A 19,028-nucleotide genomic window follows, 5' to 3' on the forward strand; every position below is an offset into this window, starting at 1 on the left:
GGGACTCACGGCCCCGAGAATCCTTGCCCGGTCCTTCATAAAGAAAGGCGGCGATGCCACGGCCCCGGCATCGTCGCCTATCTTCTTTTCAGGACCGGAGAAGACGCCGCTCCTCATCAAATTTTCCGTTCCGCGTAGCCCGCCGCTTCGCTAAGCCATGCGGCCATGGCCATTGAGTTCACGCTGAACGGAGAGCGCGCCGCGCCGACCGCCGACCCCACCGCCCTGCTCGTCGAAGTCCTGCGCGACGAGCTTGGGCTGACAGGCACCCATATCGGCTGCGACACCAGCCAGTGCGGCGCCTGCAACGTGCTGATGAACGGCGAGCCGGTTAAAAGCTGCACGCTGCTCTTGGCGCAAGTGGACGGCGCCGACATCGTCACCATCGAGGGATTGGCCGAGGGCGACACGCTGCATCCGATGCAGCTCGCCTTCAAGGAAGCGCACGGCCTGCAATGCGGCTTCTGCACGCCGGGTATGGTCATGGCGGGCATCGGCATCGCGAAGCGGCACGGCGGCGCGGTCGGTGAGGACACGATCGCGCACGAGCTGGAGGGCAATCTCTGCCGCTGCACGGGCTATGTGAACATCGTGAAGGCGATCAAAGCAGGCGCCGCGGCGAGCGCCGGGGAAATGGCGTGACCTATTATCGCCCCCGGACAGCCGCCGAGGCGGTCGAACTGACGACCTCGGGCGCGGATCCAGCCTATCTGGCTGGCGGTCACACGCTGATCCCGGCCATGAAGGCGAGATTGCGCGATCCTGATCGGCTGATCGACGTGTCGGGTCTGGATGAACTGCGCGGTATGCAGCACGCTGACGGGCGGCTCTGGATCGGTGCGCTAACGCGGCACGCCGATGTGGCGAGGGGCGCAGATGTCTTTCCCGCATTGCAGACAATGGCAAGCATGATCGGTGACCCGCAGGTGCGGAACCGTGGCACGCTCGGCGGCTCCCTGGCCAATAACGACCCCGCCGCCGACTATCCGGCCGCCGTTTTGGCACTGGATGCTCTCGTGGAGACCGACCGCGCCGTCCATGGGGCCGCGGATTTCTTCCAGGGTATGTTCTTCACCGCGCTGGAAGACGGAGAGTTGATCCGGCGCGTCGGCTTTCGCATTCCCCGCCGGGCCGCCTACGCAAAGTTCCGTCACCCCGCCTCCCGCTATGCGCTTGCCGGCGTGTTCGTGGCAGAGTTGGAGGAGGGCTGGCGCGTGGCCGTAACGGGTGCCGGAGGCGAGGGCGTGTTTCGCTGGAGCGAGGCGGAAGCGGCGCTCGGTGCGGGTCAGAATGCACGGGATGTGCCGCCGCCGGACGCCGCCGCCATGTCGAGCGACATCCATGCCGGCGCGGACTACCGCGCGCATCTGTGCACCGTCATGCTCAAACAGGCCGTAGGGGACTTGTCATGATCATCACCACCACTCCGACCGTCGAGGGGCGCCCGATTGCGACCTATCACGCCGTCGTCACCGGAGAGGCGATCATGGGCGCGAACCTGTTCAAGGATTTCTTCGCCAGCATCTCCGATGTCGTCGGCGGCCGCTCCGGTGCCTATGAAAAGGTCTTGAAGCAGGCGCGGCAGGAGGCTCTCGAAGAGCTCGAATATTACGCGAACCACTACGGCGCCGATGCCGTCGTCGGCGTCGATCTCGATTATGAAGTGATCGGCAAGGACGGCAGCATGCTGATGGTCTCCGCCACCGGCACCGCCGTCAGCTTCGCTGCGGAAAGCACCCGCAAGGCATCGCCGGCCGGCTCCGCATCGGAGGCGACGCCGACGCCGACGCCGACGCCGCCAAAAAGTCCCTGGCGCTAGTCCCGATCCCCTGTTCCGGCGCGCCAATCCACAGGAAGGGCAGCGGCCAGGACCGTCGTTCCGTCCCCGTTCGATCATGATCTACGACCGCCCCGCCGATCCCCTTTATCCCCCCTCCTGGCTGGCGGCCGCTTGCCGGCTCATCGCCGGACTGAAGGGACGCTACTGGGCGCTCCTCATCCTCGTCTACAGCGGGCGCGCCATGCTGCCCTTCGCTCCCCTGCCAGGGAGCATCGGCCTCCCGGCAGGATGGGGCCAAGCCTTTTCGGTCGCGATCGCCTTTCTGACGATCTTCTGGATGCCTTACCTGTTCATACGCGCAATGGCCGGCGAGCCGAAGCCGGGCCGCCCGAATCTCGGCTTCCTCTGGTTTGTCCTCGTCGCCGTCCTGATTCGCGCGATCCGCAGCCTTGGCGTAACCGGCGCCCATTGGCTGGCGATGAACGGCGAGCAGGCGGGCGGCGGGGTCGGTGCGCTGCCCCTGTCTCTCCTCTTCCTGCTGTTCGATCTCGCGTCTGCCGCCTTCGTGACACCCCTGCTCTCTCTTTATGCCGGCACGGCGACGTCGCGCCTGTCGCCGCTGGAGCCGCGCTGGCGCCGCGCTGTTCGCCGCGACGGCAGGGCACTGTTCTGCGCCTACGCTCTTGTCGTGATCGCGGTCGCTGCATTGCAGACGATCCTGCCCGGCGTGCCGGTCCTGCATGGTCCGACGCTGGCGGGTATCATTACGTCGCACCTGCATGCCTCCCTTGAGGCTGCGCTGTTCCTGGTCACCCTCGCTCTGGCGCTGGCGGCGGCGAACAGCGCCCTGCGGTTGCCGGAGGACGCTCCGCCGCGCTAAAGCGGCGCGTTCTGGACCAATCCTAGCGGCAAGAAGCGATTTTCGATGGCAGGCCATTCCAAATTCAAGAACATCATGCACCGCAAGGGCGCGCAGGACAAAAAGCGCTCGGCGATGTTTTCGAAACTCAGCCGCGAAATCACCGTCGCGGCGAAATCGGGCCTGCCCGACCCGGAGATGAACCCGCGTCTTCGCGCGGCGGTGCAGGCGGCGAAGTCGCAGTCGATGCCAAAGGACAATATCCAGCGCGCCATCGACAAGGCCTCCGGCGGCGAAGGCGACGATTATGAGGAAATCCGCTACGAGGGTTTCGGCCCCGGCGGCACCGCGCTCATCGTCGAGACGCTGACCGACAATCGCAACCGCACCAATACCAACGTGCGCACGATCTTCTCGAAGAATGGCGGCAATGTCGGCGGGCCGGGCACCGTCACGCACGGTTTCGATCATGTCGGCCTGATCGTCTATAAGAAGGACGCAGCGAGCGCGGAAACGATCTTCGAGGCCGCCCTGGAAGCAGGCGCCGACGACGTGAATTCCGAAGGCGAGGAGCACGAGATCTACACCCAGCTGGAGGCGCTGCACGAGGTGTCGAAGCAACTGGAGGACACGCTGGGCGAACCGGACAGCGCAAAGCTCTACTGGCGCCCCATGGACACGGTCTCTCTCGACGAGGGCAATGCGCAGACGCTGTTCAAGCTGATCGACGCGCTCGACGACGACGACGACGTGCAGACCGTTTACGGCAATTATGAAATCTCCGACGAGATCATGGAGAAGCTGGACGCGTGAGCCAGCGCGCATGATCATCCTCGGCCTCGACCCCTCGCTGGCGGCCACCGGCTGGGGGGTCATCCGCTCGTCGGGCAGCCAGCTCAGCTATGTCGCCTCGGGCACCATCAAGCCGCCGGCGCGCGGGGAGATGCCCGCGCGCCTTTCGGCGCTGTTCGCCGCCGTCAGCAATGTCATAGCGGCGCAGCGGCCCCAGGCGGCGGCATGCGAGGAGGTGTTTTCCAACAAGAACCCACAATCGACGCTGAAGCTGGGGCAGGCGCGCGGCGCGGTTCTGGCGGCCGTCGGCGCTGCCGGCCTGGCCTGCGCCGAATATGCGCCGCGACTGGTGAAGAAGGCGCTGGTCGGCGGCGGTGCGGCGGAAAAGAGGCAGGTGCACGCGATGGTCGAGCGGCTGCTGCCCGGCGCGGCGCCGGGCACTCTTGATGCCTCCGATGCGCTCGCCGTGGCGATCTGCCATGCGAACATTGCGGCCAGTCAGCGCTTGGTCATGCACGCATGATCGCGCGTCTGACCGGCAGCGTCGCAGCGCTGACCCCCGATCATGCCATTATCGACGTTGGCGGTGTCGGCTATCTGGTCGGCTGCTCCACCCGTACCCTGTCGCAGCTGAGCGACGGGGCCGAGGTGCGGCTCCATATCGAAACCGTGGTTCGGGAAGATGCCTTCCTCCTTTACGGCTTCGCGACGGAGGCGGAGCAGGGCTGGTTCCGCCTGCTGCAATCCGTGCAGGGCGTCGGCGCGCGCGTCGCGCTCGCCATCCTCTCCACTCTTTCCGCGAACGAACTGGAGAGCGCGATTGCGAACGCCGACAAGGCCATGGTCGCGCGCACGTCCGGCGTCGGGCCGAAGCTGGCGCAGCGTATCGTCAGCGAATTGGGCGACAAGGTTCTGCCCGGCGCCGGTCTTGCGGTGGCGGGCAGTGCGCCGAGCGCCCCGGTGGGCAGCGTCGCCGCCGACGCGGAATCCGCGCTCGCAAATCTCGGCTTCAAACCCGCGCAGGCGGCAAAGGTCGTCGCCGCCGCCGTCGATGAGCTGGGCAAGGATGCCGGAGTGGAAGCAGTCGTTCGCGTAGCGCTGAAGAAGGCCGCGCGCTGAGGCGGGCCGGCCTCCCAGAACCCCTCCCTTTCTAGCGAGGGGAACGCGCTATTTCTCCCCTCCCTGGCAAGGGAGGGGCCGGGGGGTCATCACCGCCGTGCCGCAGGCTCGTCCCACGTCGCTTTCACCGCCCCCTTACTTGCTACCGTCACGAAGCGCGGCTAGTCGGCTAGTCAGATCTTCCTCCTCCTTTTTTCCGGATATTTTGCATGGCATCGAATCGCAGTCCGCTCGACCGAGTTCTCGTTCTCGAAATGGTGCGCGTCACCGAATGCGCGGCCATGGCGGCCTCGCACCTGATCGGCCGAGGCGATGAGAAAGAGGCAGACGCCGCAGCGGTCGCCGGTATGCGGGAGGCGCTGAACGGCCTCGACTTCGACGGCACCATCGTCATCGGCGAGGGCGAGCGAGACGAGGCGCCGATGCTGTATATCGGTGAGAAGGTCGGCAAGCGGAAGGAGGGCGCGCCGAAGATCGATATCGCGCTCGATCCCCTGGAAGGAACCACCATCACGGCAAAGGCGGGGCCGAACGCTCTGGCCGTGCTCGCCATCGCCGAGGAGGGCGGCCTTTTGAATGCGCCCGATGTCTACATGGACAAGATCGCCATCGGCGGCGGCTACGAACCGGGCATCGTCAGCCTCGACAAGAGCGTCACGGAAAATGTCGAGGCGCTTGCGAAGGCGAAGGGCGTGCCGGCGAACGAGATCATCGCCTGTGTGCTCGATCGCCCGCGTCACGAAGCGATCATCAACGAACTGCGCAGCCTCGGTTGCGGCATCAAGCTGATCCCGGACGGCGACGTGGCCGCCGTCATCGCGACCACCGATCCCGATACGACCATCGACATCTATTTCGGCCAGGGCGGCGCGCCCGAGGGGGTTCTGGCGGCCGCTGCGCTGCGCTGCGTCGGCGGGCAGATGCAGGGCCGCCTCGTCTTCCGCAACGACGACGAGCGCGCCCGCGCGGCAAAATGGGGAATCGCGGATCTCGACCGCATCTACACGCTCGAGGAAATGGCCAAGGGCGACGTGATCTTTGCAGCCACGGGCGTGACGGACGGATCTCTGCTGGAGGGGGTCAAGCACCGCCGCGGCGGCACCATCACCACCGAAAGCGTCGTCATGCGCGCGAGCAGCGGAACGGTGCGCTATGTGAAATCGGAGCACAAGCGCGAGCCGGCCGTCTGATTTTGACGGAATGATTGATGATGAGACGGTTTTTCCGCGCGTCGCTGCCAATGGCGACGGTAGCGCTTTTCGGGTCCCTGACAGCCCCGGCCGCGGCGCAGCTGGAGGCGAATGCGCAGCCCGGCGCGCCGGCCCCGACCTATGTCGACCCGGACAAGGCGTATCTGTTCGCGCATATGAAGTCGGGCAATTACGGGGTGCTTTATTATTCCGTCAGCCGTGAAGGCCTGTATTGGGAAGAACTGAACGACGGCGAGCGCGTGTCAGAGGATTATCACGGCCACGCCTCCATCGCGAAGGGGCCGGACGGGCGCTACTATCTCGTTGGCAACCAGAGCGATGACGACCCGCTGATCCGCTTCTGGGTTTCGGAGGACCTTGTCCAATGGACGCCCTACGGCACCTACGAACCGGATCTGGACGCGGCCGTCGGCCTCGATAACGCGCTCCAGCGAATTGGCGCGCCGAAGCTTTATTTCGACGCACCCTCGGGCCGCTTCCTGCTGATGTGGCATACGCCGACCGTTCCCGGCTCCGAACAGGATCCGGAACGCTACTGGGCGAGCCAGAGGACGCTTTACGTCACCTCCCCGGACCTCAGGACCTTCGCAAAGCCGCCGCGCCGGCTGTTCGATTGGGAAATGGCGACGATCGACACGATCATGCAGCCGAACCCGGAGGGGGGATATTGCGCCGTTCTGAAGGACGAACGCTACCCGTCCTACAATTGGCCGACCGGCAAGACGATCCGCATCACCTGTGCCGAAAACATGCTGGGTCCTTATCCCCCGCCCGGCCCCTCTCTCAGCCCGAACTTTCGCGAGGCGCCGACGCTGGTGCGGGCTCCGAACGGCAAGGACTGGTTTCTCTATTACGAGCAATATGCCGGCACCAGCTATGGCCTCTCCATGGCCCCCCGGCTCGAGGGCCCGTGGATACAGATGTCCGGAAACAGCGGGGTCGAGGCGTGGAACCGGTATGACGTGCCGGACGGCGCACGTCATGGTTCAATGATCGAAATCTCTCGCCAGGAGTATGACCGGCTGGTCTCGGCCTACGGCAAATCGCGCTGATCGGTTGCCTCAGGCAAGTTCCGGCAACCGATCCAGATATTTGTCGAGCGTGATCGGATAATCGCGTACGCGTACCCCGATGGCGTTATAGATCGCATTGGCGATCGCGGCGCCCGGTCCGCAAATCCCCAGTTCGCCCACGCCCTTTGCCTTTAGCGGCGAAACGATCGGATCGAGCGTGTCGAGAAACAGCACCTCCTGATGCGGGATGTCGGCATGGACCGGCACCTCGTAGGTGGCGAGGTCATGATTGGCAAAAAAGCCGAACCGCTTGTCCACGGCCAGTTCCTCCATCAGCGTCGCACCGGCTGCCATGACCATGCCGCCGATAACCTGGCTGCGCGCGGAAAGGGGATTGAGAATGCGGCCAGCATCGCAAACCGCCAGCATGCGGCGGATCTGCGTTTCGCCGGTATAGGCATCGACACCGACCTCGGCGAAATGCGCGGCGTAAGTTCCGACGTCGTAATCGTCCTTGAAGTCGCCGAACTCCATCTTGCCGTCGGCCGACATTTCTCCCGCCGCCGTCAAGGCAAAGCTTTGGTTGCCGGCGCGGATCTCTCCGTCTACGAACTCGGCCCGGTCGGCATCGAAGTTCAGTTTCTCGCCGATCGCGCGGCGTAGATTGACGCAAGCCGCGTAGACGCCCGCCGTCGAACTGGCGGCGCCCCATTGGCCGCCGGATCCCGCAGATACGGGATAGCCGGAATCGCCCAGTTCGACGGAGACACGCTCCAGCGGCACGCCCAGACTTTCTGCCGCCGTCTGGGCGATGATCGTATAACTGCCCGTGCCGATATCGGTCATGTCCGTTTCCACGGCAACCTTTCCATCGGCGCCAAGACGGACGCGGGCGCCTGAGGTCTGCGTCGGACCGCCGCGATAGCCGGCCGCGACACCCATTCCCACCAGCCAGCGTCCCTCGCGCATGCGGCCCGGCACAACGCTTCGTGCCGACCAGCCGAACCTGTCTGCACCCTCGCGAAGGCAACGCGTCAGATGGCGGTCGGAAATGCGTTTGGAAGGCTCGCCGGGCACGCGGTCCTGCGCGTCGTTCCTGATGCGCAGTTCGACCGGGTCCATGTCCAGGGCTTCGGCAAGCTCGTCCATGGCGACCTCCAGGGCCATATGTCCGACGGCCTCGCCCGGCGCGCGCATGGCATTCCCCTCCGGCAGGTCGAGCTGGGTGACATAATTGCCCGTCATGCGATTGGCGCCGGTATAGAGCTTCGGCGTCTGCATGGTGCCGTCTTCACCCTCTTCGCCCGTGATATTGCCCGACCAGTTTTCGTGGGCGATGGCGGTGATCCGGCCGTCCGCCTCTGCGCCGATGCGCAGGTGCTGCATGGTTGCGTGACGGTGCGTCGTATTGTTGAACATCAGCGGACGCTGAAGCGTGACCTTGACCGGTCGCCCCGCCTCCCGCGCCCCAAGCGCAGCAAGCACGGCGTCGGAGCGGATGAACAACTTGCCTCCGAACCCGCCACCCACGAACGGAGAATCGACACGAATATTCTCCGCAGGAATGTCCAGGATCTGACCCATGGCGGTCTTCGCCCAGTTGATCATCTGGTTGGATGTCAGAAGGGTCAGCTTGTCGCCTTCCCACATGGCGATGGTCGCATGGGGTTCCATCATCGCATGTGATTCATCGGGCGTCGTATAGCGAGCGTCGACCTTGACGGGCGCGGCGGCGAAGGCAGCATCGAAATCGCCCAGGGTCGAGCGATCCTGATTTCCATCCGCGCCCTCCGCAGCGGGCGCGGCGGCGGCAAGATCGAAGGTTCCGTCCGTCCGTTCGTAATCGACATGGATCATGTTGGACGCCGCGCGGGCCTGCTCGAAGGTTTCGGCCACCACAAGCGCAACCGCCTGATGATAATGCGCAACCTCCGGACCGCCGAACAGCGGCGCCAGATTCCAGTCGCTTTTTCCGACCGGCTTTCTCTCCGTCGCCAGCAGTACGGACAGGACACCGGGCGCGCGCCGCGCATCGCGTGCATCCATCCTGCGAATGCGACCCTTTGCGATGGCGGCACCCAGGATCACGCCATAGGCGGGATTGGCGACCTCATCACCACGTTCATAGGCATAGGGCGCCGTGCCCGTCGTCTTGCGCGGTCCATCGATACGCGATGTCGATTTTCCGACAATACGCGACCGGTCAAACAGATTGTCGCCAGCGGGGGAGTCGAATTTCATGGCTTCAGCCCTCCTGCTGGGCCGGCGCATCCGACAGGATGCCGGCAAGCGCGCGCTGCGCCAGCGCAATCTTGAAGCGGTTATGTTCCGTGGGCCGCGCATCCGCGAAGGCGCGACCCACGACGGCCTTTGCGCCGCGGGGAAGCTCCGCGTCGGCTTCCGGCATGCGCCACGGTTTGGGCGCGACCCCGCCAAAGGCCACGCGGCCCCGGCCGTCCGGCTGCAGCACCGCGGCCACCGAAACGAGCGCAAAGGCGTAGGAGGCCCGGTCGCGGACCTTGCGATAGACATGGCGACCGCCGATGGGCCGCGGCAGCGTCACATGCGTGATCAGCTCGCCCGGCTGCAAGGCGTTCTCGATATGCGGCGTGTCGCCCCATAACCGATGAAAGTCGGCTATCGGAATTCGCCGCTCGGTACCGTCCGGGGCGATCGTTTCAACGACGGCGTCGAGAACACGCATGGCCACCGCCATATCCCCCGGATAGGTGGCGATGCAGCTGTCCGAAACTCCCACCACGCCCAATTGCCGAGAATAGCCGCCCTGCGCTGCGCAGCCGGCGCCCGGCTGGCGTTTGTTGCAGGGCATGTTGGTGTCGTAGAAATAGGGGCAGCGGGTGCGCTGCAGCAGATTTCCGCCCGTCGTCGCCTTGTTGCGCAGCTGACCGCTCGCGCCTGCCTGAATGGCGCGCGTCAGAACGGCATAGTCGCGGCGAACCCGCGGATGGGCGGAAAGAGCGGTATTGCTGACGAGGGTGCCGATACGCAGGCCGCCGTCGGACGTATCCTCGATTTCCTTCAGGCCGAGCCTGCCCACGTCGATCAGGTGCGTCGGCCGCTCGATCTCGAGCTTCATCAGGTCGAGAAGATTGGTGCCCCCGGCGATGAACTTTGCATTTTCCCGTTCCGCAGCCGCCTTTGCGGCCTCGGCAGGTGTCTGCGCGCGTTCATAGGTGAAACTCTGCATGTTTCAGCCCTCCGCCACGTCGGCCATGGCCTCGGCAATGTTCGAATAGGCGCCGCAGCGGCAGATATTCCCGCTCATGCGCTCCCTCATCTCCATATTCGTCGGCTGCATATCCGCCAGCAGGTCGTCGGTGACGTGGCTGGGAATGCCGCGTTCGATTTCCTGCAGCACCGCCACAGCCGAACAAATCTGGCCCGGGGTGCAATATCCGCACTGATAGCCGTCATGCTTAACGAACGCCGCCTGCATGGGATGAAGCGCGTCAGGCGTACCCAACCCCTCGATGGTGGTGATCTCGTCGCCCTCGTGCATCACGGCAAGGCTGAGACAGGAATTCACCCGCTCCCCGTTCACCATGACCGTGCAGGCACCACATTGCCCATGGTCACAGCCCTTCTTCGTACCGGTCAGGCCGACATGTTCGCGAAGCGCGTCGAGCAATGTTACCCGCGTATCGAGTTCCAGATCGCGCTCTTCGCCGTTGATGTTCAACGAAACGCTTACTGATGGTGGTTCCACAGATCTCTCGACTTGCTGAGCTTTCACATCCGACCATGGTAAATTCGCAGCGGCTACGGAGGCTGTCCCGCCCGCGATCACGCCGCGCCTGGACACCGGAAAGCGTCTGGCCTCGCTCATAATGACTCCCTGCCTCAGTGAACCGCTTCAGGCCGGTTCTTGAGCCAGAGAACGGGAAAGTCCTTCAAAAGTTCACCCGATGCGGCGGCGCGCCTGCGTTTCTGCCTGCTTCGCCGAGCCTTCCGACACAGTCCCATGCGCGCGTGCGCGCGCCGGACGGCAAGGACGCTGATGCATCCGGGATTGACGAAAGCGCCGCGACGCGAAACGGTCGGACGTGTCCGCCCGGTGGTTCGGCGGACGGGGGGAGTTTGTCTTTGTCACCTACCGAAACGGCGATTGATCGGGATGCCGAACCCAAACGGGCCGCGGCGGCGCCCCCAGCGGGACTGACGTCGGAGCCGCGTCGAATGGCGCTGTTCGGAATGCTGGGCTTTTCCGCCGGCCTTCCCTTTTACATGTTCTCCACTGTGCTGGCGCTGCGTCTGCAGGAAAACGGAGTGTCGCTGGTCGTGATCGGCTTCTTCGCGTGGGTCCAGTTGCTGCCGACCTTCAAGTTCGTATGGGCGCCGATGCTCGACCGTTTCGTCGTTCCGGGATTCGGACCGGTCTTCGGCAAGCGGCGCAGCTGGATCATCCTTGCGCAGCTCGGCATCTTTTCCGCCATGACGGCGATGGCGCTTACGTCCGGTGACCGCATGCTGGGCGTAACGGCGCTGTTCGCCGTGCTCCTCGCCTTCTGGACCACGACGCTGGAGGTGGCTGCCGACGCCTGGCGTATCGAACTGGCTCCGACACCCGAAGAGCAGGGTCCGCTTGCGGCCGCCAATTTGTGGGGATACCGCACGGCCATGGTTGCGGCCGGCAGCGGCGCGTTGCTCCTGGCCGACAATAGCAGCTGGACCGCGGCGTATCTTGCTATTGCGGCAGCGGCCCTCCTCCCGTTTCCGGTACTCGTCTCGATGCGGCCGGAAGCCGGCGCGAAGGCGGGACGCCTCGCCGGCCTTTCGGCGGGGCTTGCGGCGAGCGCCCTGATCCTTGCAGCCGCCGCGGCCGTAACCGCTGGCGTCGGATGGGTGTTGCTGAGCGCGGCGAGTGCTGCCGGAATCGATGCGGACGCCAATGTTACGCCGTACGTCCTCGTCCTATGTGCGCTTCCGTTCGCGATGATGACGCTTGCCCTGCCCCGTATCCGCCGCGCCGGGCCGGACGATCCGTGGCGGCGCTCTGCCGCTGTCGGTCCCTACGTCGAATTTTTCTGGCGCTATGGCTTCGGCGCGCTGTTGCTGCTCGCCTTCGTCTCCATTTACCGGATGGGCGATGTGTTGGCGCTGAACCTGTCGAAGCCGATGATCCGGGAGCTCGGCTACAGCCTGTCGGCCATCGGCCGCGCCGATAGCCTCGTCGCCCTGATCGCCAGCATGGCCGGCGTCGGCCTAGGGGGGTGGATGGTGACGCGCATGCGCATGGGCCCGGTGCTCGCCATCGGGGCGGTCTTCGCGGCTATCGGCAATTTCGCCTTCGTATGGCTGGCTGCCAGGCCTGTTGCGGAGGGCTGGCTTTACGCGGCCACAGCCGCCGACCAGTTCGGCAACGGCATGGCGGGCGCGGTCTTCGTCGTTTATCTCTCCATGCTCGTCGACCTGCGCCATGCGGGCGCGCAATATGCGTTCTTGTCCGGCTTCGCCTTCCTGCTGCCGCGCCTGCTCGCCGGTTCGGGCGGCGTCATCGTCAAGAGCATCGGCTTCGACAATTTCTTCCTTCTGTCCGGTATCGCCAGTCTGGCCGCCATCCCGTTCCTGCCGCTGCTCGCCCGCGTGCGCCCCCGCGACGTGGAGGCTTGAGGGCTAGTTCGCGGCCGCCACACGCAGCAGGGCCGCGTCCATGTCATCCGTTGCCGACACGCCGGCGGGCATGTCGTTGGCCAGAACCGAGAAAATGAGGGTGCGGCCGCTCGCCGCGATCAGGAAGCCCGAGAGAGCGGACGCGCCATTGAGAGAGCCGGTCTTCGCGAACAGTTTCCCCTCCAGCGGGGTCCCCTCGAAGCGGCGCGCCAAGGTTCCATCCACGCCGGCAACCGGCAGCGTCTCGCGCCACGCCGCCCCCCAGGGCCGCGTCTGCGTCCAGCGCAGGAACGCCACCGTTCCGCGCGGTGTGACGCGGTTATAATTCGACATGCCGGACCCGTCGGCGAAATCGTAGCGCCAGCGTTCCACGCCCGCCCGGTCCAGCATGGCTTCCTCCTTCAGAAGGCCCGAGGCGACCGAGCCGCTACCGCCCGCTGCCCCCGCGCGGCGCAGCAACAATTCGGCATGAAGGTTCTGGCTCTCCTTGTTGACCCGCAGAATATCCTCGCTCAGCGGAGGCGGGGTCAATTTGGCAAGCGCCGGACCGCGCGGCGGCCGGACCGGTTCGGCTCCGGCCTCGTCTGCCGGCGTCAGCGGCCGATGCCGAACCGTCACTGATCCCGTGACGGTGACGCCGCGATCCTCCAGCATGTTTCGCAGCAGCCAGGCAGCGCGCCGCGCAGGATCCTCGACGCCCAGCCGCATGCGATAGGGCAGTGCGTCCTGCGCCACCGTACCGGCGACGCGCAGGATATCCGTCCCAGGTTGGCGCATCGTCATCAGGTCGGTGCTGTTCCCGACCGTCACCGCGCTGCGAAGCGTGTAATAGCCATCACCGCTCGCCTCCGCCCGCTCTCCGACGGGCGCGGGAGAGAGCGTGAACGTCCATTCATTGTCGTCGACGGTCAGGGCCGAGATCGCGGTGCCGTAGCGCGTCACCATGTTGTTCCAGCTCATCCCGCCCGGCCAGCGCTCATCGGGGAAATAGCTATCGTCCCCGACGACATCGCCGACAGTCCGCACCGTCGCCGCCACGCTGTCGGCAAGCTCCGCCAGGCAATCGACCTCGCAGTCCGCCGCGCTGGACAGGCGGGCATCGCCAAACCCGCTCAGGATGACGTCGGGAGCCCCCGCGGCCGGACGCAGCGACACGCTTGCGCCGCCGCGCTCATCCGGCCCCTCAACGCTCAGCGTCTCGAAGGCGAGCGCCGTGGTGTAGAGCTTCGTGTTCGAGGCTGGCACGAACCGGTCGTCGGCGGCGATGGAGACGATTTCGCGCCCCGCCTCATCCGTGACGTGAAGGCCGAAGCGGGTGCCCGCCTCCGCATCGGCAAACAGGTGCGATGTCTCTTGGCCGGACTGCGCGGCAAGCGGTGAGGAGCAGAAAGCGAAGGCGCCGAGAAGGGCGGCAAGGCGAGACGAGCGGTTCATGCCGCGGACGCTAGCCGCGCGCGCATGCCGGGCCAAGCACCGCCCGTCAGCCTATAACCCACGGGAAAGTCCCGGCCGCTACAGGCTTTCCACGACCTCTCCCATGATCCGGAGGAATTCGCTCGCGAGGGGGCCGAGAGGCCGGCTGAGCAGATACATGGCGTGAATATCAAAGGTGATGGCCGGCCGCAGGCCGCGCATGGCAAGGCCGGGCACCATGGCTGCCTGCGCGGTCAGGTTATCGACCACTGTAATGCCGACGCCTGCGCGAACCAGTTGCGTCGCGATGTAGAAGGTGCGCGCCGAAACCCCTTCGCTCAGAACAAGGCCGCGCCGGCGCAATTCGCTGCTGAACAGATCGCCGATGGGTCCGCTCGCCGCCAGGCTGACGAAGGGCCGGCTGCAAAGCTGGTCCAGGGACAGGCGGTGCGGCGCGCCGGGCATGTCATCCTCCCGGTAGAGGACCACCAGTTCGCCCTCGCCCAGCCACTTGCGGCCCAGCGCGGGGTCGGCCGGAACCTCGTTGGCGATGACGATGTCGCTTTCATGGTCGCGCAGTTCCCGCATCAGATCCTGATGATGAACCGTCTGCAGATCGAAGCGGACGCGCGGATGCGCCTTCAGAAAGCGACTGACGGCAGTGGGCAGTGCCTCCAGCGCGATCGACGGCAATGCGGAGATGCGCAGCAGGCCCCGTTCCTCGCCAAGCTGGCCATGTCCCCCTTCCCGCAGCGCGGCGACTCGCTGCTGAATGTCGGTGACCTCCGCGATCAGCGCATGCGCCTCGTCCGTCGGGACGAGCCGGCCGCCGGTCCGTTCGAACAGCGCGGCCCCGAACAGTGCCTCCGCCCGCCGCAGCGTCTTGGAAACGGAGGGCTGCGAGACGTTCAGCGCCCGCGCCGCCGCGCTGACCGAGCCGTTGACATAAACGGCATGAAAGATCTCGATGTGCCGCAAGTTCATGCCGTGCGGCTATAGGCCCCCTGTAAACCTCTTGTCACGCTGGATCGCCGGCTAGCGATCCGCGAGCGATCCGGCGCAGCCTGGCGGGGTTGGCCTGAGCAGCGCCCGGCCGGCCGCCTCGCCCGTCGCCGTGCCGTCCCGCAGCGCAAGGCGGCCGTTTACGAACAGGGCGGCGACGCCCTCGGCCGGCTGTCTGGGATTTGTATAGTCCGCGCGGGGCACAAACCCTTGCGGATCGAACACGACGACATCGGCGAAATAGCCGGGGCGCAAATAGCCGCGCTCGGGGATCTTGTAGATATCGGCAATCTGACCCGTGGAGCGCCGGATGAACCGGTCCGCGTCGATGACGCCGCGTTCCTGCACATAGGTCTGCCACAGGCGCGGGAAGGTCGCGTACTGGCGGGGATGACCGTTCGAACCGTCGGAGCCCGTCACCACCCAGGGCTGCTGCATGATCAGGTCGACGTCCCTCTCCGCCATGTTGAAAGAGGCGATGCCGCTGCCCCGCGGACCGTCGCCATCCGCGTTCGGAACGCGTAAAATCCGGATCGCCGCCCGTACGGGCGTCAGGTCCCATTCGTTCGCCATGTCGCCCAGCGTCTTGCCGGTCCAGGGCTGCCCCGACACCGTCAGCAGGATAGACTCCTTGCCGCCCCGACGCCTCAGGTTTTCCGCCATTTCCGTTTCGATGCGGTTCAGCGTCTCCGGGTCGTCGAAGCGGGCGATCATTGCGCGGTAGCCTCCGTCGACGGCCCAGCGCGGGACCAGCGCGGCGTCGAGGCTGCTGCCGGACGCCAGCCAGGGATACTGGTCGGCGGTCACATCCTGTCCGGCCGCGCGCGCATCCTCGATCGTCTTGATCAGGGTCGGCGCCTGGCCATGCAAATCGACTCCGAGCGCCTTCAGATGCGCAAAATGGACCGGCATCTGCGCCGCTCGCCCGATCTCCAGCGCCTCCCGCGTCGATTCGATCAGGCCAATGGTATAGCTCGATTCGTCCCGCTGATGCGTATCGTACAGGCCGCCACGCGCCCCGGCCTCCTTTGCAACCGCGATGACCTCGCTGGTTTCAGCGAAACTCTGCGGCGCGTAGAACAGGCCGGTGGACAGGCCGTAGGCGCCCTCGCACATCGCCTTCGCGGCAAGATCACGCTCCTCCTCGAGTTCCGCGGGGGTGGGTGCGCGGTCGTCTTCCCCCATCACCCGCTGGCGGATCGCGCCAAAACCGACCATCGGAACGACGTTGGTGCCGATACCGCTCTGGGCGAGGCGCGCCGTATCCTCCGCAACGTCGGGTGTACCGCCCCCATCGACGCCGATGACGATGGTGGACACGCCCTGCGCCAGCCAGGGCAGGTTCAGCCGCGCCTTGGCATCCGTCGAGCGGATATAACTGTTCGGATGCGTATGCGCGTCGATGAAGCCCGGCGCGACGATCTTGCCGGTCGCATCGATCGTCGTTGCGGCCTGCGTGCCGCGCGGCGGACCGACATAAAGGATTCGGTCGCCGGCGATCTCCACGTCCGCAACACGGGCCGGCTCCTCGGCGCCGGTATAGACCGTGCCGCCGCGTATCACCGTATCGGCCGTTCCGGCGACGCGTCCGGTCTGCGCCGCCGTCTTCTGCGGCAGGGGAACGGGAATGATTGCCGCGCAGCCCTGCAGGGACAATGCCGCCGCAAGAGCGCCGACGGCGATGCGAGGAACCCGCCGCGCCATCAGTCCGGCGCCCCCGGCGTTAGGGTCGTGCGGCTTCTGGCGCTGGCGTCGACCTTGGCTGCGCTGAACGTCATTGGCTGCATCCTTCCCTCGATCCACGGCGCGTAGAAATCGTCGTAATGCGGGGAACGCGGATCCCCCGACTGGCCGGGCAGCAGCAACATCACGCTATTGTCCCACTCGCCGACATCCACCACCATCAAATAGCTGGCGCCGCCCCCGACGTGGTAGCTGGAGGATGGCACCCAGCGCGCCATCGGGGTGTAGGCGTCACCGCCGCTGCCGCCGCCCTCGATCACGGGAAAAGCGGCCGCAATTGCGGGAATGTCCGACAGCGGATGCTTGATCTCGACGCGGTGCAGCGTGTCCCATCGCCAGGCGGCGGGGTCATCGCCCATCAGGCGTACGGCCTCCGCCCACGCTCGTTCCAGCGCCCCCTGCAGCAGCGCATCGCGGGCAGCCGCCGGATCCCGTCCCAAGCGCGCATCGGGATGCGCCAGAAAGCCGAGGAGCACGGATGGCGACAGGGATTCGATCAGCTCACCGGCACGCGCCGGCACGACCGCCTCCCTGAGGCGACGGTCAAGCTCCTTCCACAAAATCTCATGCAGCGCCGCCGCGCCGCTGTTGCCAGCGATACGCCCATCCCAAGCGCGCAGCATTGTCGCCGCACGTCCGGCATCGCCGGGGGCAGCCGCCGGCATCATCGCCGCAAGCTGCCGCGCCGGCGTGGACAATACGTCGTGCTGCAAGGCTACGCTGTCGGCGATGCTGTGCCGCGTCTGGCTCTCCAGAACCTCGGAAACCCGGTCGTAGCGATAGGGGTCGCGGAAGGAGAAGGCGAGCGGATGCGCCTCGAAGGGATAGTCCTCCGGGATATTGTTCTGGTTGGCGGATGCGAACCAGCCGGCGGGCGGATTATACGCGCTCGGCAGCTGGTCGTATTTGATACGGCCGGTCCAATCGTAGCGGCCGTCGCCCGGCACCGGCGTCAGCCCGTCGCCCTGCCGCCGCAGCGGCGCATAGCCGATGACCTGCCAGCCATGATTGCCGTCCCGGTCGGCATAGTGAAAGTTGGTCGGCGACGGGTGCAGTTCAAAGGCCGTCTTCAGCCCCTCCCAATCGGGCGCGAGATTGATGGCGACCATGGCGAAGATTCCGCCCGGTCCGTCCATCATGCCGACGGAGGCGACCGAACTGGCGCGGCGGCGGGCGGGGTCGTGAGAAACGACCGGTCCCTGCACGCTGTAGCGGTGCACGACCTGCCGGGGCGTGCCGCCGGCGACGGGAATCGTCTCTTCCACCCGGTCGAAGGATTTCCATCCGCCCGCGTGCCTGTAGCGTTCCGGGTCGTCCGGATGCGTCTCCAGGATGAAAAGATCCTGCTGGTCGATGTGGAAATTGGTGCGCCCAAAGGCGAAATAATCCGTATGCCCCTGCATGATGCCGGGAAGACCCGGCGCGCCGCCGCCCATGACATCGAGGCCGGGCGCGGTCATATGCGCGATATGGCGCGGCGAAAAGCTGCCGATGCCGAGGTGCGGATCGTTGGCGAGGATCGGCCGCCCCGTGGCCGTGCGGCTGCCCGCGACGGTCCAGGCGTTGCTGCCTGCCTGATCGCGCTCCAGATCGAAGGCGCGGCGATCCGCATCGGTCGCCGGCACCGAATCGGCGAAGGGCAGACCGCGCCGCGAGGCGCGAAGGACGCCAAGATCCGCTTCGCTGACGGCTGCGGTGTCCAGCCCGTCCGGAATCGACAAGGTCCATTTCGGCCTGAGCGGGGTCGTCAGCGCGTCAAGCTCGAGGAGATCGAGGGCGGCAAGGCGCGCCCTGCGGATCTCGTCGTCCATATTGCCGATCGAGGCGCCGCGCGCGACGACGAGGTCGCGTAGCGTCCACCGCAGCGGCGACAGGCCGAGGATGCGGTATTCCAGCGGCAACAGCGCCGGATCGCTCTCCACCTCCGCGACCCGTGCATTGACGCCGGCGACGTAAGCCTCGGTACAGGCGAGCACGTCTGCGGGCACCTGCGCCAGCGCCGCGTCCACATCCCCCTGGTAGAAGAACAGGCGGGCCAGTTCGTCGCGATCCGCGAACCCCTCGCCGAACGCCTCGGCAAGTCGCCCCATGCGGGCGCGGTGTCCGAAATCGATCTGGAACATCCGGTCGCGCGCGACGACGTAGCCCTGACCGAAGAAGGCGTCCGGCTTGGACTGTGCGCGAATGTGCGGAATGCCCCATTCATCGTCGATGATCTCTATCGTCGCCGCCGCGCCGGGCACGGTCTTGCGGCTGCGAACCACATCGCCCTGTGCGCGTGCCAATTCTGGCAGCGCGGACAAGACCGCCGCCGTGCCGATGAAAAAGGACCGCCGATCAAGCAATCGCTTTGCCTCCCTCCTGAAAACCCCCGCCCGATGCAGGGCTCCGATGTCTTGGCTAGGACACGCCCCTCGCTTTATCCATGCCTTGCCCGCCGGCATGCCATGCCTTTCCTCTATACC

Annotated in this window: 16 protein-coding genes and 1 pseudogene; 10 read left to right on the forward strand and 7 right to left on the reverse strand. The window is 66.0% G+C overall.

Going from position 1 to position 19,028, the window contains the following annotated elements; translation table 11 throughout:
* Positions 1-165: 165 nt before the first annotated feature.
* The 9 genes and pseudogenes from C725_RS03635 (at position 166) to C725_RS03675 (ending at position 6,813) form a co-directional block, all read left to right on the forward strand.
* The gene (locus C725_RS03635) at positions 166-642 is read left to right on the forward strand and encodes a (2Fe-2S)-binding protein (RefSeq protein ID WP_008600225.1); all 477 of its coding nucleotides are present in this window, start codon (positions 166-168) and stop codon (positions 640-642) included.
* Positions 639-1,412: an FAD binding domain-containing protein gene (locus C725_RS03640; protein ID WP_008600226.1), complete on the forward strand. Its 774-nt coding sequence runs from the start codon at positions 639-641 to the stop codon at positions 1,410-1,412. Before C725_RS03635 ends, C725_RS03640 begins: the two co-directional genes overlap by 4 nt.
* A pseudogene (locus tag C725_RS03645) lies at positions 1,409-1,717 on the forward strand (heavy metal-binding domain-containing protein); the annotation flags it as partial. The gene C725_RS03640 and the pseudogene C725_RS03645, both read left to right, overlap by 4 nt.
* A 178-nt stretch (positions 1,718-1,895) precedes the next feature.
* The gene (locus C725_RS03650) at positions 1,896-2,660 is read left to right on the forward strand and encodes a hypothetical protein (protein ID WP_008600228.1); all 765 of its coding nucleotides are present in this window, start codon (positions 1,896-1,898) and stop codon (positions 2,658-2,660) included.
* A 45-nt stretch (positions 2,661-2,705) separates the two neighbouring features.
* Complete coding sequence (locus C725_RS03655; RefSeq protein WP_008600229.1) at positions 2,706-3,452, forward strand: YebC/PmpR family DNA-binding transcriptional regulator; 747 nt, start codon at positions 2,706-2,708, stop codon at positions 3,450-3,452.
* A 10-nt stretch (positions 3,453-3,462) separates the two neighbouring features.
* Positions 3,463-3,954, forward strand: coding sequence for a crossover junction endodeoxyribonuclease RuvC (gene ruvC, locus C725_RS03660; protein WP_008600230.1), 492 nt, complete (start codon positions 3,463-3,465; stop codon positions 3,952-3,954).
* The gene (gene ruvA / locus C725_RS03665; protein ID WP_008600231.1) at positions 3,951-4,550 is read left to right on the forward strand and encodes a Holliday junction branch migration protein RuvA; all 600 of its coding nucleotides are present in this window, start codon (positions 3,951-3,953) and stop codon (positions 4,548-4,550) included. The genes ruvC and ruvA overlap by 4 nt, the downstream gene beginning before the upstream one ends.
* A gap of 209 nt (positions 4,551-4,759) precedes the next feature.
* Positions 4,760-5,740 carry a class II fructose-bisphosphatase gene (gene glpX / locus C725_RS03670; protein WP_008600233.1) on the forward strand — a complete coding sequence of 327 codons (981 nt, stop codon included), beginning with the start codon at positions 4,760-4,762 and terminating at the stop codon, positions 5,738-5,740.
* Positions 5,741-5,757: 17 nt separating this feature from the next.
* Positions 5,758-6,813, forward strand: coding sequence for a glycoside hydrolase family protein (locus C725_RS03675; RefSeq protein ID WP_008600234.1), 1,056 nt, complete (start codon positions 5,758-5,760; stop codon positions 6,811-6,813).
* A 9-nt stretch (positions 6,814-6,822) separates the two neighbouring features.
* On the opposite strand, the gene paoC is transcribed toward C725_RS03675, so the two are convergent.
* From paoC to paoA, 3 genes are read right to left on the reverse strand one after another with little or no spacing between them, the layout of a single operon-like run.
* Entirely contained in the window at positions 6,823-9,015 is a 2,193-nt protein-coding gene (gene paoC / locus C725_RS03680) for an aldehyde oxidoreductase molybdenum-binding subunit PaoC (protein WP_008600235.1), read from the reverse strand.
* A 4-nt stretch (positions 9,016-9,019) separates the two neighbouring features.
* On the reverse strand, positions 9,020-9,982 hold the full coding sequence (locus C725_RS03685; RefSeq protein WP_008600236.1) for an FAD binding domain-containing protein: 963 nt from the start codon (positions 9,980-9,982) through the stop codon (positions 9,020-9,022).
* Positions 9,983-9,985: 3 nt separating this feature from the next.
* Positions 9,986-10,621, reverse strand: a complete 636-nt coding sequence (paoA, locus tag C725_RS03690; RefSeq protein ID WP_038281428.1) for an aldehyde dehydrogenase iron-sulfur subunit PaoA — start codon at positions 10,619-10,621, stop codon at positions 9,986-9,988.
* 350 nt (positions 10,622-10,971) lie between these two features.
* Between paoA and C725_RS03695 the strand changes: the two genes are divergently transcribed.
* Positions 10,972-12,405, forward strand: a complete 1,434-nt coding sequence (locus C725_RS03695; RefSeq protein ID WP_008600238.1) for an MFS transporter — start codon at positions 10,972-10,974, stop codon at positions 12,403-12,405.
* A 3-nt stretch (positions 12,406-12,408) separates the two neighbouring features.
* On the opposite strand, the gene dacB is transcribed toward C725_RS03695, so the two are convergent.
* The 4 genes from dacB to C725_RS03715 form a co-directional block, all read right to left on the reverse strand.
* The gene (dacB, locus tag C725_RS03700) at positions 12,409-13,839 is read right to left on the reverse strand and encodes a D-alanyl-D-alanine carboxypeptidase/D-alanyl-D-alanine endopeptidase (RefSeq protein ID WP_038281628.1); all 1,431 of its coding nucleotides are present in this window, start codon (positions 13,837-13,839) and stop codon (positions 12,409-12,411) included.
* A 78-nt stretch (positions 13,840-13,917) separates the two neighbouring features.
* On the reverse strand, positions 13,918-14,802 hold the full coding sequence (locus tag C725_RS03705; protein WP_008600240.1) for a LysR family transcriptional regulator: 885 nt from the start codon (positions 14,800-14,802) through the stop codon (positions 13,918-13,920).
* A gap of 51 nt (positions 14,803-14,853) precedes the next feature.
* The gene (locus C725_RS03710) at positions 14,854-16,524 is read right to left on the reverse strand and encodes an N-acyl-D-amino-acid deacylase family protein (RefSeq protein ID WP_008600241.1); all 1,671 of its coding nucleotides are present in this window, start codon (positions 16,522-16,524) and stop codon (positions 14,854-14,856) included.
* The gene (locus tag C725_RS03715; protein ID WP_008600242.1) at positions 16,524-18,908 is read right to left on the reverse strand and encodes a penicillin acylase family protein; all 2,385 of its coding nucleotides are present in this window, start codon (positions 18,906-18,908) and stop codon (positions 16,524-16,526) included. Before C725_RS03715 ends, C725_RS03710 begins: the two co-directional genes overlap by 1 nt.
* Positions 18,909-19,028 lie beyond the last annotated feature (120 nt).

Origin of the sequence: Pacificimonas flava (assembly GCF_000342165.1) — a bacterium.
Lineage (GTDB): Bacteria > Pseudomonadota > Alphaproteobacteria > Sphingomonadales > Sphingomonadaceae > Pacificimonas > Pacificimonas flava.